Consider the following 12,598-nt stretch of genomic DNA (forward strand, 5'->3'; position numbering starts at 1 on the left):
ATTATAGAATGAAAGCATTAGCAGAGATAAAGGATTTAGCAAATAAGAATATTCTCGTTTTGGGGATGGCAAAGAGCGGAGTTAGTGCCGCTCTTTTGTTGCGTAAACTGAATGCGCAGGTATTAGTAAATGACGCAAAAGCAGAACAACCGCAAGAACTGATTGAACAACTTAAAAAGGCTGACGTCCAAATGATTTTAGGCAGTCATCCAAAGGGAATCTTGGCTCAGCATCATATTGAATTAATCGTCAAGAATCCCGGAATCCCGTATACAAACCCAGTTTTGGTAGCTGCTAAGGAGCAAAACGTGCCAATCATTGCCGAACCTGAGTTGGCATACCGGGTGATGGACAGCGAATTAATTGGGGTGACCGGTAGTAACGGAAAAACAACCGTTACCACGATGATTCAACTAATGCTAGATCAGCAAGATCATCATGCAGCATACGTGGCGGGAAATATTGGGGTTCCTGCGACTACGGTAGTGCAAAAAGCTACTGCTAACGACCGGGTCGTAATGGAGCTATCTAGCTTTATGCTCGCCGGGATTGACCAGTTGCACCCCCACATTGCCGTGGTTAACAACATTTTCTCTAACCACTTAGATTGGCACAAAACTCGGGAAAATTACGTTAATGACAAGATGAGGATCACGGAGAACCAAACCAAAGATGATTATTTTGTCATTAACTGGGATAATCCTGAATGGCAACAATTAGCGCAACGGACTGCGGCGCAGGTCGTTCCGTTTTCCCGCCAAGGTTTAGTTGAAAACGGGGCCTACGCCAAGGATGGTCAATTATATTTCAAAAATGAACGGATCATGGCGGCCGATGAAATCGGGGTGCCTGGGGACCAAAACGTTGAAAATGCGCTCGCGGCAATTGCCGTGGCTAAGATTGAAGGGGTTGCTAATAAACATATTAAGCAGGTTCTCCAAACTTTTAGCGGGGTCAAACACCGGATTCAATACGTAAAAACCTTAGCCGGCCGCCAATTCTATAATGATTCAAAAGCAACCGACATCGAAGCAACGCAGGTGGCTTTAAAGGCCTTTCAACGGCCAATCATCTTGATTGCGGGAGGTTTAGACCGGGGAGACGACTACACCCGACTGGTGGCTGATTTGAAGCCCCACGTTAAGGAAGTGATTGTTAACGGGCAAACTGCTGCGCACATGCAGGAAGCTGCACAGACGGCGGGCGTTAAAGTCGTTAAGGACAGCCCGCGGGTTAAGAATTCGGTTGCCATCGCCTTTGAAGACAGCCAACCTGGAGACGTAATTTTACTTTCACCAGCTGCAGCAAGTTGGGATCAATACCAAACTTTTGAAGAACGGGGCGATGAATTCATCACCGCCGTAGAAAATTTATCGAAGGAAAAAGGAGATGTCACTAAATGAGACTGATGGTTTCAGGAGGCGGAACTGGCGGCCACATTTACCCAGCACTTGCCCTTATTAAACAAGTTCGGGAAGTCGAACCCGATTCAGCAGTACTGTATGTGGGAACGCATAAGGGACTGGAAAACAAAATTGTTCCCAATGCGGGGATCGATTTTAAAACGATTAAAATTCAAGGATTTAAACGTTCATTATCATTAGAAAACTTTAAAACAGTGGGACTGTTTTTGAGTAGCGTGGTTAAGGCGCGTAAAATGATTAAGGAGTTTAAACCAGACGTTGTACTAGGAACTGGAGGATACGTCAGTGGGGCGGTAGTATTTGCCGCCAGCATGATGGGGATTCCAACGGTGATCCACGAACAAAATAGCGTGGTGGGGGTCACCAATAAGTTCTTAAGTAAGTTTGTTAAGAAGATTGCAATTTCCTTTGAAGCAGCAGCGGACCAATTTCCTAAAGAAAAAGTGGTTTTAACCGGGAATCCGCGAGCAACCGAAGTAGTTAAAATTACTCCGCAATCGCTAAACCAATTTGGCTTAAAAGATGACGTGCCCACCGTGTTAATTTTTGGCGGTAGCCGTGGAGCAGAAAAAATTAACGAAGTAACCATGCAATCTTTGAATGAATTAGTAAAACGTAATTACCAAACGATTTTCGTAACTGGGCGAGTTCATTTTGATAACTTAACTAAGGACGTTGACCTAACTCCTTATAAAGGAAAAGTGGCGGTGCTACCGTACATTGCTGATATGCCGGCAATGCTTCCTCGAATGGCAGTCGTGGTAGGTCGCGCGGGAGCAACAAGCTTAGCCGAACTTACTTCCCTGGGAATTCCGTCAATTTTAATTCCAAGTCCGTACGTCACAAATGATCACCAGACTAAAAATGCGCGTAGTTTAGTCGATCAACACGCTGCAGAAATGATTACGGAAAATGAGTTAACTTCAAAGACTCTGTTAACTAAGTTGGATGATTTGATGCTCGATGACCAAAAACGTAAGCAGATGGCCGAAAATACTAAAAAATTGGGACAGCCGCAAGCAGCAGAAAAATTGTACGCCGTTTTGAAATCAGTAATCAAAGCTTAACGGGTGATGCCAATGAAAAAGAAAAAAGATGATGAAAATCTAACCCCGTGGGCCCGTTATCAAAAAGAGCATAACCAACGTAACCGGACTAAAAAGAGTTCTAAATTAGGTGGCGCAAAGCGTGGTACTGCAAAAAAGCACCCGGGGAAAAAGCGTAATAAGTTAACTCAAAAGAAAGTCCGCCAGCCTTTACACATTGGTAAAGGAATTAAAATTGGTTTGCTTAGCTTGATTGGGATCTTGATTTTAATTACGATCTACCTCTGCGCCCCCATTAGCCGGGTGCAAACCATTGCCGTGCAGGGGAATAAACGGGTGGAAAAAAGTGACATTTTAAAGAAAGTAACCGTAAGGAAAAATGACGTGATTCCGGCGACCTGGTTTAAGGAACGGGGCGACGAAGCGCGGCTAATTCACAAGCTACCGGATTTAAAGGATGCTCAAATCTCGGTCTCGTTATTAGGTAACGTCAAAATTAAAGTGCGTGAAAACGCCGTAATGGGATACGTGGTGCGCAACAAATACTACTACGCAGTTCGACAAGACGGCACGGTATCTAAAAAAAGTGCTACCCAACCAGATGGTGATTACCCGGTTTTCCGCCAGTTTAAAGATAATCAGGTTTTGAAACGTTTCCTGAGCGAATACGCGAAGTTACCTAATGAAGTGCAAAACGACGTTGCAGAAGTTGACTATACGGCAACCAAAAAAGAACGACACCAGTTGCACTTCTTTATGAATGACGGTAATGAAGTATATGCGGTTTTAAATACCTTTGCTAAGAAAATGAAGTACTACCCGGAAATTTCAGCAAGCATGAAAAAAAGGGGAATTGTGGACCTACAAGTCGGTGCATACTCGTATCCGCGGGGGCAAAGTGATGAATCGTCAACTAGTTCGACGTCGACTGACCCGACGGAAGAGGGAAGTCAATCGTCCGGTAGCGAAAAAAATTCATTAAGTGTTGAATCCTCCGCGAAGAGTAAATCAGCAGATTCATCAAGTAGTTCTTCAATTGACAACGTTGACTACCAAACCCAACAACGACGGGCTACGCAAAATAGTGTGCAAGGTTTTACAGCGACTGATGAAGAGAACCCAGATGGAAACTAAGAAGACTAAGAACCATTTTGACCGGCAATTAGTTGAAATAAGCTGTAATTTTAGTGGAATTCTGCGTTCTAAATAAAGAATGAATATGGTAAACTAATTAATATATGTGATAAGTATATAAATGAAACAGTTAAACGACTAGGAGGTTCCTTTATTATGGATAATTCAGGAATTTACGTTGGACTGGATATTGGAACCACCTCAATAAAAGTTATTGTTGCTGAATATGTCAAAGGACAAATGAACGTTATTGGTGTGGGAAGAGAGCCCTCAGATGGAGTCAATCGTGGTGTAATCGTTGATATTGATAAGGCAGCGATTGCCATTAAGCGGGCTATTGAAACTGCAGAGCGCAAAGCAAATATTCAAATCCAAGATGTAGTGGCTGGTATTCCAGCTAATTTATTAAGAATCGAACCCGTACGGGGAATGATCGCTATCTCAGATAGTTCACGCGAGATTAATAATCAAGATGTGATTGAAGTTTCTAATGCGGCGTCTGTACATAATTTACCTCCGGAACAAGAAGTGGTAGATGTGCTTCCGGATGAGTTTATTGTGGACGGTTTCGACGGTATCAAGGATCCAAGAGGGATGGTAGGGGTTCGCCTGGAAATGAACGGCGGATTGATTACCGGACCTAAAACAATCATCCATAATTTGAAGAGTGCGGTTCGTCAAGCGGGATTGAACTTGGTGGACGTTGTAGTTAATCCACTAGCACTGGGTAAAACAATCTTAAATGATGGTGAACAAGATTTTGGTACAATTACGTTAGACTTAGGCGCAGGCCAGTCGACGGTGGCAGTGATTCATGACCACCACCTCAAGTACACTTTTGTCGAACAAGAGGGTGGCCAATTTGTAACCAAGGATATCTCAGTGGTATTGAACACCTCTTTAGATAACGCGGAACAAATTAAACAACAATACGGTTACGCGGTTGCTAGCGAAGCCGGTAAGGAAACCTTCCCGGTTAACGTGGTTGGCCAAAACGAGCCGGTTGCGGTTGATGAAGAGTACTTGAGTGAGATTATTGAAGCACGTTTGGAACAGATTTTAACTAATATCAAGAAGCAATTAGATAAAATTGGTGCACTGGACATGCCAGGTGGAATCGTGATTACCGGTGGAGGGGCAGCCCTTCCTGGAATCGAAAAGTTAGTTGAAAGAATTTTCGAAACTAACGCTAAATTATACGTTCCTGACCAAATGGGATTGAGACACCCCGCCTTTGCGCAGGCGCTAGCTATCCTAAATTACGAAGGACGGATGAGCGACGTTGATATCTTAGCGAAAAATGCGATGGTTTCAAGTGAACGGACAGTTTCAGAGACGCCACAAGAAGAAGTTGTGGATGAGAAACCTAAATTTAAACGTGCTCAAGCAACGGTAAAGCACCCTGAACCAACGCAAGAACGCTCTAAGCCGGTTGAACGTAATTCATCACCAAAAGCGACATCCAATCGCTTCGATGGAATCAAAAAATGGTTTAGTGATTTCTTTGACTAACATTAACGATGGAGGAATTAAACATGGAATTTTCAATGGATGATAACAAGAGTAAAGGCGCTAACATCAAAGTTATTGGTGTTGGTGGCGGTGGTGGTAACGCCGTAAACCGGATGATTTCTGAAGGAGTCAAAGGGGTACAATTCATCGTTGCTAACACCGACGTGCAAGCTTTACAAGCGTCAAATGCGGACGTAAAGATTCAACTAGGACCGAAATTAACTAAGGGACTAGGTGCTGGATCAACTCCTGAAGTTGGTGCTAAAGCTGCTGAAGAAAGTCAACAAACAATTGCTTCAGCTTTAGAAGGCGCAGATATGATTTTCGTTACTGCCGGAATGGGTGGCGGTACTGGTACCGGCGCTGCACCAATGGTAGCCAAAATTGCTAAAGAACAAGGTGCCCTTACCGTGGGGGTAGTTACCCGTCCATTTACTTTCGAAGGCCCAAAACGTGCGCGTTTTGCTGCTGAAGGGGTAAGCAACCTTAAAGAACACGTAGATACTTTAATTATTATTGCAAATAACCGCTTGCTTGACTTAGTTGACAAGAAGACGCCAATGATGGAAGCCTTCAACGAAGCCGATAACGTTTTGCGTCAAGGTGTGCAAGGTATTTCTGATTTGATTACGTCACCAGGTTACGTTAACTTGGACTTTGCTGACGTTAAGACAGTTATGCAAAACCAAGGTTCAGCTTTGATGGGAATTGGTTCCGCAAATGGCGAAAACCGGACCGAAGAAGCAACCAAGAAGGCAATCTCTTCACCATTGTTGGAAACATCAATTGATGGTGCTGAACAAGTCTTGCTTAACATCACTGGTGGCCCAGACCTTTCCTTGTTCGAAGCCCAAGCAGCTTCACAAATCGTTACAGAAGCGGCTAACGATGACGTTAACATCATCTTTGGTACTTCCATCGACGAAGAGTTAAAGGATGGCGTTCGGGTAACGGTTATCGCTACTGGGATTGATAAAAAAGCTGGTAGAGCGTCTTTACACCGTCAACCAGCACGCACCTCTTTTGAGAACCCAAGTAGTGTAAACACTGCGAATACAAACAACATTTCAGCAAACACTGAAATGCGCGGGGCTGGTTCGACTGATAACCTTAATAATAATGGAGCAGCGAATAACCAAAATACACAAGCTGCAAACGATCCATTTGGTGATTGGCAACTTCGGCAATCAAATAACTCTTCTACCGTTCGCCCTTCATCGCCAAGTGATGATGAATTTAAGAACGTGGAAAAGAAAGAGTTTAACGCGTTTAACGATAATAACAATACAAGTTCTGACGATGAATCATTGGATACACCTCCATTTTTCAAACGTCGTAGAAAATAATTTGTATTTAAATGGGTTTGAGCAGGGCTCAAGCCCATTTATTGCATAATGACAAGAAATGAGTGATTAAAAATAATGATTGCGTTAATTTTTCAATTACTACACTGGGCAATCCAAATTTACATGATGCTGATTTTTATTTGGGTATTGATGTCCTGGCTTCCAGGTGCCTATCAATCTGCATTTGGCCAGTGGTTGACTAAAATTTGTCAGCCATACATGAGCTGGTTTAGATTTATCCCACCAATTTTGGGAATAGATTTTTCGCCAATTCTGGCTCTGTTAGTATTAGAATTGTGTTCTAACGGGCTTACCTACATTGAAGCACTGTTATTTGGTGTGACGGTTTATGGATAATCCGATTGGTCAGCACTTCCGTCCGGATGAACAACCGTTAATTGAAGAATTCAGTGCGCTGGTGCAAGAAGCCAAGGATCAAAACCGGTCCATTTTAACCAACTTTTTAAATCCAAGGCAGCAGCACATTTTAACGACGCTGGTTAACCGGGATGAAGAATTACAATTGTCCTTTTTTGGTGGATTTACCAATGCAGAAAACCAGCGGGGCTTGATTTACCCCCAATACTTTGTTCCGGAAAAAGCGGATTTTCTAGTTAAAATATTTGAAATTGATTATCCGGTTAAATTCGCGGAATTGGAGCATCGCCAGATTTTAGGCACGTTAGCGAATTCTGGGATTCAACGGGATACGTTTGGCGATATTGTTCATTACCAAGACCGTTGGCAAGTGGCCACGAACGGTGAATTAGAGAAGTTCTTTTCAAATGAGATTACGCGAATTGGCCGGATTAAAGTGCGGATGCAGCTGGCAGCCCCATCCGAGATTCTTACACCGGTTAATGACTGGGAAAGAACGCAAGTGACGCTTGCGTCGTTACGACTGGATTCGATAGTGGCCACCGCCTTTTCGATCTCTCGTCACCGTGCCAAGGAGCTGATTGAGCACCGCCAAGTCCAATTAAACTGGATGATTGATGAAAAATCAGACACAATAATTGCGAGAAATGATGTCATTTCAGTTCGAAAATATGGTAGGATTAAGCTTGTGGAAGTTTTAGGTAAAACAAAAAAAGATAAGCTAAAAACCCAACTAGATTTAATTAAAACTAGGTAGCGATTTACGGAGGTTTTATTCAGATGGCAATTGAACCACAAGATATACAACAAAAACACTTTTCCAACAAAATGCGCGGGTATAACCCCGACGAAGTTGACGAATTTTTAGATGACGTTGCTTTTGAACAACGGCGTTTGCATGATGAAATTGATTCGTTACGGCGCCAATTAGCCGAAGCCAAGAGCCGGGTGGAATATTTCGACGAGATGAAGGAATCCTTGAACAAGTCGATTATGGTAGCCCAAGATGCCGCGGATAAGGTTAAAATTAGTTCTAAACGGGAAGCGGAATTCACTGCTAAAGAAGCTCAAAAAGAAGCTGAAGTAGTAGTCAAAAATGCGCACAAAAAAGCGGACGGCTATATCGGCGAAGCTGCTGGCAAAGCTCAAAAGGTTATTGTGGCAACTGACGACTTGAAGAAACAAGCCCGTAGTTTCCGGCAAAAGCTGGAAGTACTTCTTGAATCACAATTACAAATGATCAAGGGACGCGATTGGGATAACTTATTGAGTTCTGATGAATTGCTAACGATTGGTGAAATCAAGGAAGCAATGCGGAATAGCGGAGCGCTTGACATCATTCAGGAAAACAGTGTACACTCAGAAGAAGTTGGGAAAATTGATCCGGACACACCTGCTGTAGAGCCCAAAGAAGATGAGCTAAAAACGGTGGTGGTCTTTCCAGAAGATCAACCTAACGAACAGGGGAAACCCACTGACCAAGGGTTCCACGTAAATCCTAAAAAATAAAACGTAAAAAAAGAGGGACTTCTAGCAATCAGCAGTTCAGCGAGCTAACGTTGGTGTGAGGTTAGTCTGCTAGTTAGAAGGACAATCACTTTTGAGTGCAGCGTTGAAGTATTTAGTAGACGCTGTCGGTTTCCACCGTTATGGGAAAATGAGGAGGACGTTTTTAACGTCCTTGAATTTGGGTGGTACCACGATTTGACTTCGTCCCTAGTAGGGATGGAGTCTTTTTTATTGTCTAAAATTTCAAGAATAATACTTAGGAAAGCGAGTGATTTTAGTGCGGGTTAAAGATACTTTAAATCTAGGAAAAACCAAGTTTAAAATGCGCGGAAATCTTCCGGTAAACGAAAAGAAGCGCGAAGACGTTTGGTTTGAAAACAAAGTTTATGAACAACGACAAAAATTAAATGAGGGCAAGCCAAGTTTTGTTCTTCATGACGGGCCGCCATATGCCAACGGAAACATTCACATGGGCCACGCGATGAACAAGATTTCTAAGGATATTATCGTCCGATATAAATCAATGAGTGGTTTTCGGAGCCCATACGTTCCGGGTTGGGATACGCATGGTTTACCGATTGAACAACAATTAACTAAGGAAGGCCACGACCGTAAAAAAATGTCGACGGCTGAATTCCGTAAATTATGTCGCGATTACGCCTTAAAACAAGTTGACAAGCAACGCGAAGACTTCAAGCGTTTGGGAGTAGCTGCCGAATGGGATAACCCATACTTAACTTTGCAACCATCTTTTGAAGCAGAAGAAATTCGGACTTTTGCTAAAATGGTTGAGTTAGGCTTGATTTACCGTGGTAAAAAGCCCGTATTTTGGTCATGGTCTTCCGAATCGGCAATGGCAGAAGCGGAAGTTGAGTATCACGACGTTACTTCGCCATCTGCTTTTTATGCGGAACGAGTAAGCGATGGGAAGGGCGTCTTGGATCAAGACACTTACTTCGTAGTTTGGACAACGACTCCATGGACCATTCCGGCTTCAGAAGGAATTACCATTGATGCTGGTTTTGATTATTCCGTTGTGAAACCCGCGGGTGACGACCGCAAATTTGTGATTGCCACGGACCGGTTGAGTTACGCTGCTGAACAATTTGGGTGGCAAGACGTTGAAACCATCAAGACGGTTCGCGGGCAGGAGTTAGAAAACATTACGGCGCTCCACCCATTTGATAGCGATCGCAAGCTAGTGGTTATGTTAGGGGACTTCGTAACCTTAGATTCCGGAACGGGATTAGTTCATACGGCACCTGGCTTTGGGGAAGACGATTTCCGGGTTGGTAAAGAATACGGCCTCGATATTTTTGTACCAGTCGATGATCGTGGTTACCTCACTGCTGAAGCGGGTCCTGATTTTGAAGGGGTCTTCTACGAAGATGCTAATGAAATTGCCTTGAACAAGTTAAAGGCAACTAACGCTTTGCTTAAGCAGATGGATTACACACATAGTTATCCGTTTGATTGGCGGACTAAGAAGCCAATTATTTTCCGGGCTACTCCACAATGGTTTGCTTCGGTAGACAAAATTCGTGATCAAATCTTGGACGCGTTAAAAGACGTTAAGTTCCTCCCAGAATGGGGTCAAAAACGACTCCACAACATGATCCGGGACCGTGGCGACTGGGTAATCTCTCGTCAACGGGTTTGGGGTGTGCCACTACCAATCTTCTACGCTGAAGACGGTACGCCAATCATGAATGGGGAAACGATTGAACACGTTGCGGAACTATTTGAAAAACATGGTTCTGATATCTGGTTTGAATGGGATGCTAAGGACTTGCTACCAGAAGGCTACACTAGCGAACATTCACCAAACGGAACGTTTACCAAGGAAACCGATATTATGGACGTTTGGTTCGACTCCGGTTCTTCACATCAAGGGGTTTTGGCAAAACGCGATTACTTGAAGTATCCGGCTGACCTGACTTTGGAAGGTTCTGACCAATACCGCGGTTGGTTCAACTCTAGTTTGATTACTAGTGTAGCGATGTCGGGTCACGCACCATACAAGCAGGTGATTTCGCAAGGCTTTACCCTTGACGGACAGGGCCATAAGATGAGTAAGTCCTTAGGTAACACAATTGTGCCAGCAGACATCATTAAGAAGATGGGTGCTGAAATCATTCGGTTATGGGTACTTTCCATTGATTCATCGTCTGACGTGCGGGTTTCGCAAGATAACTTTGTAAAGATTTCAGATTCTTACAAGAAGATCCGGAATACAATCCGTTACCTATTAGCAAACACGGCGGACTTTGATCCTCAAGCTAATACCGTAGCTTACGCTGACTTGCAACCAGAAGATCGTTACATGTTAGTCCGGTTTAACGAATTGGTTAAGGAAATTCGGCAAGATTACGACCAATATAATTTCATTGAAATTTACAAGGCGTTGATGAACTACATCATTACGGATCTTTCCGCGTTCTACCTCGACTTTGCGAAGGACGTCGTTTATATTGAACCGGAAGATAGTTTGAAACGCCGGTCAATGCAAACCGTCTTCTACCAAATTTTAGTCGGTTTGACGAAGTTAATGACGCCAGTTCTACCACACACTACGGAAGAAATTTGGCAGTTCCTCTCTGAACCGGAAGAATTTGTCCAGCTTGCTGAAATGCCAGAAGTGCAAGAATTATCCGGGGCAGCAGACCTGTTGGCTAAGTGGCAAACCGTCAAGAAGTTACGGTCTCACGTCTTAAAGGCTCTTGAAGAAGCACGGGACCAAAAGATGATTGGTAAATCAATGGAAGCAAAGGCAACCTTGTACCTTGACGAAGCTACTAAGCAAGTTGTTGACGAATTAAACGTCGACTTGCGGTTGATCTTGATTGTTTCGCAATTAGAAGTTCGGGACCTCGCAGAAGCTCCTGATGATGCGGCAAGTTTTGACGGTCAAGTTGCGGTTCAAATCACACCTGCTGACGGAGAAGTTTGCGAACGGTGCCGAATGACGAAGACGGATGTTGGTAGTGACGAACACTTTCCAACCTTATGTGCTAGCTGTGCGGCAATCGTTACAAAGTACTATCCGGAAGCAGTTACCGAAGGTTTTGAAGAAAAATAGGGCGCCGTTAGATTTAAAAGGGCGGGTATATTTGAAAAAATTTGCCCGTAACTAACGCTCTAAAATTAGAGGCTGAAAAATTCAGTCTCTTTTTTAATTTACAGAAGTAGTTCTCACGATTATGATGGTATTAAATAATAAAAGGAGTGGGCAATTTGGAAACTGGTACGGTAACAAGCTTTGATAAAACCAAAGGTTACGGCTTCATCGAGCTTGACAACGGGGAAAAGGCTTTTGTACATTATAGTGCGGTACAATCCGATGATTTTAAAACTTTAGATGAAAACGAGGTCGTCCAGTTAATGGTGGCTGAGGGTCCCAAAGGATTGGTGGCTGTAAAAGTATTTCGTAAGGGAGAACAGGATTAATGGATTTAGAAGAAAAAGTAGTTAAGTCAGTTTCCCGGTATAAGGGAGAAATTGTTGATGTTTACCAACAAACGGTAGAGTTACCGGATGGCACGTTGGCTAATCGAGACGTAGTCAAACACCAGGACGCAATTGCAATCTTGGCGCTGACTGCAGACGGCAAAGCCCTTTTTGAAAAACAATGGCGGGCACCAGTTGCTAAACCAACGATTGAAATTCCCGCTGGCAAAGTGGAACCAGGTGAAGATTTTTTAGAAACCGCTAAGCGTGAATTAAACGAAGAAACGGGCTACGCTGCCGGAAAGATCGAAAAAATGGTCGGCTTTTATTCCGCGCCAGGCTTTACGGACGAATACATGACGGTTTATAAGGCAACTGATTTAAAACCGGTGGAAGATAAATTACCGCGAGACCAAGGTGAAAACTTAAAAGTTTTTGAACTTTCACTATCCGAAGCGCTAAAAGCAATCGAAGACGGTAAAATTGAAGATGCAAAAACGGTGCTTGCAATTTACCATTGGCAGGCGACCACAAAGTAGGTGATTTTTTGGACGAAAAGAATCAAACCCGTGCGGAATACCAAAAAAAAATTCACGCACAAAAGGCGCCGGAGGAAACTTCTGCAAATGAAGATTCTAAAAATGAATCACGGTTACGGACGAGTCGCGAACAGCGGTTTAGTACCGACGAGATTGCTGAAGAAAAAAGTCGCGCTTTAGCAAAGAAACTCAACATTGCAATTGCACTTTTAGCGGTGGGAATTGTATTAGTATTTCTCGTTTTATTTTTTATAGGATAGGTG

General features: G+C 43.4%; 12 protein-coding genes and 1 other annotated feature. All 12 genes read left to right on the forward strand.

Annotation, left to right across the window (positions count from 1 at the left end):
* Window positions 1-8: 8 nt before the first annotated feature.
* A complete protein-coding gene (gene murD / locus I6H64_RS02420; protein ID WP_008841357.1) occupies window positions 9-1,403 on the forward strand; it encodes a UDP-N-acetylmuramoyl-L-alanine--D-glutamate ligase in 1,395 nt (464 codons plus the stop codon).
* Entirely contained in the window at window positions 1,400-2,491 is a 1,092-nt protein-coding gene (gene murG, locus I6H64_RS02425) for an undecaprenyldiphospho-muramoylpentapeptide beta-N-acetylglucosaminyltransferase (protein WP_002830517.1), read from the forward strand. Before murD ends, murG begins: the two co-directional genes overlap by 4 nt.
* A gap of 12 nt (window positions 2,492-2,503) precedes the next feature.
* Window positions 2,504-3,604, forward strand: a complete 1,101-nt coding sequence (locus I6H64_RS02430; RefSeq protein WP_065124254.1) for a cell division protein FtsQ/DivIB — start codon at window positions 2,504-2,506, stop codon at window positions 3,602-3,604.
* Between the two features lie 156 nt (window positions 3,605-3,760).
* The gene (gene ftsA / locus I6H64_RS02435; RefSeq protein WP_002830515.1) at window positions 3,761-5,116 is read left to right on the forward strand and encodes a cell division protein FtsA; all 1,356 of its coding nucleotides are present in this window, start codon (window positions 3,761-3,763) and stop codon (window positions 5,114-5,116) included.
* A 23-nt stretch (window positions 5,117-5,139) separates the two neighbouring features.
* Complete coding sequence (gene ftsZ, locus I6H64_RS02440) at window positions 5,140-6,462, forward strand: cell division protein FtsZ (protein WP_002830513.1); 1,323 nt, start codon at window positions 5,140-5,142, stop codon at window positions 6,460-6,462.
* A gap of 75 nt (window positions 6,463-6,537) precedes the next feature.
* The gene (locus tag I6H64_RS02445; protein WP_002830512.1) at window positions 6,538-6,819 is read left to right on the forward strand and encodes a YggT family protein; all 282 of its coding nucleotides are present in this window, start codon (window positions 6,538-6,540) and stop codon (window positions 6,817-6,819) included.
* A complete protein-coding gene (locus tag I6H64_RS02450; RefSeq protein ID WP_008841353.1) occupies window positions 6,812-7,597 on the forward strand; it encodes a YlmH family RNA-binding protein in 786 nt (261 codons plus the stop codon). The genes I6H64_RS02445 and I6H64_RS02450 overlap by 8 nt, the downstream gene beginning before the upstream one ends.
* A 23-nt stretch (window positions 7,598-7,620) precedes the next feature.
* Window positions 7,621-8,349 carry a DivIVA domain-containing protein gene (locus I6H64_RS02455; RefSeq protein WP_002830508.1) on the forward strand — a complete coding sequence of 243 codons (729 nt, stop codon included), beginning with the start codon at window positions 7,621-7,623 and terminating at the stop codon, window positions 8,347-8,349.
* Window positions 8,345-8,561 (forward strand) — a binding site (T-box leader). It overlaps the preceding gene by 5 nt.
* A gap of 65 nt (window positions 8,562-8,626) precedes the next feature.
* Window positions 8,627-11,428 (forward strand): isoleucine--tRNA ligase, encoded by a 2,802-nt coding sequence (gene ileS / locus I6H64_RS02460; protein ID WP_036685262.1) that lies wholly within the window; start codon window positions 8,627-8,629, stop codon window positions 11,426-11,428.
* Window positions 11,429-11,583: 155 nt separating this feature from the next.
* Window positions 11,584-11,796: a cold-shock protein gene (locus I6H64_RS02465; RefSeq protein ID WP_002830506.1), complete on the forward strand. Its 213-nt coding sequence runs from the start codon at window positions 11,584-11,586 to the stop codon at window positions 11,794-11,796.
* The gene (locus tag I6H64_RS02470) at window positions 11,796-12,335 is read left to right on the forward strand and encodes an NUDIX hydrolase (protein ID WP_002831982.1); all 540 of its coding nucleotides are present in this window, start codon (window positions 11,796-11,798) and stop codon (window positions 12,333-12,335) included. The genes I6H64_RS02465 and I6H64_RS02470 overlap by 1 nt, the downstream gene beginning before the upstream one ends.
* Before the next feature lie 8 nt (window positions 12,336-12,343).
* Window positions 12,344-12,595 carry a hypothetical protein gene (locus tag I6H64_RS02475; protein ID WP_002831980.1) on the forward strand — a complete coding sequence of 84 codons (252 nt, stop codon included), beginning with the start codon at window positions 12,344-12,346 and terminating at the stop codon, window positions 12,593-12,595.
* Window positions 12,596-12,598: the final 3 nt, after the last annotated feature.

The sequence above is a fragment of the Pediococcus acidilactici genome (assembly GCF_016127815.1).
Taxonomy (GTDB): domain Bacteria; phylum Bacillota; class Bacilli; order Lactobacillales; family Lactobacillaceae; genus Pediococcus; species Pediococcus acidilactici.

What these genes read in the sequence shown, in the direction of transcription:
- murD (WP_008841357.1), top strand. Translation starts at nt 9, where the DNA reads ATGAAAGCATTAGCAGAGATAAAGGATTTAGCAAATAAGAATATTCTC.
- murG (WP_002830517.1), top strand. Translation starts at nt 1,400, where the DNA reads ATGAGACTGATGGTTTCAGGAGGCGGAACTGGCGGCCACATTTACCCA.
- I6H64_RS02430 (WP_065124254.1), top strand. Translation starts at nt 2,504, where the DNA reads ATGAAAAAGAAAAAAGATGATGAAAATCTAACCCCGTGGGCCCGTTAT.
- ftsA (WP_002830515.1), top strand. Translation starts at nt 3,761, where the DNA reads ATGGATAATTCAGGAATTTACGTTGGACTGGATATTGGAACCACCTCA.
- ftsZ (WP_002830513.1), top strand. Translation starts at nt 5,140, where the DNA reads ATGGAATTTTCAATGGATGATAACAAGAGTAAAGGCGCTAACATCAAA.
- I6H64_RS02445 (WP_002830512.1), top strand. Translation starts at nt 6,538, where the DNA reads ATGATTGCGTTAATTTTTCAATTACTACACTGGGCAATCCAAATTTAC.
- I6H64_RS02450 (WP_008841353.1), top strand. Translation starts at nt 6,812, where the DNA reads ATGGATAATCCGATTGGTCAGCACTTCCGTCCGGATGAACAACCGTTA.
- I6H64_RS02455 (WP_002830508.1), top strand. Translation starts at nt 7,621, where the DNA reads ATGGCAATTGAACCACAAGATATACAACAAAAACACTTTTCCAACAAA.
- I6H64_RS02470 (WP_002831982.1), top strand. Translation starts at nt 11,796, where the DNA reads ATGGATTTAGAAGAAAAAGTAGTTAAGTCAGTTTCCCGGTATAAGGGA.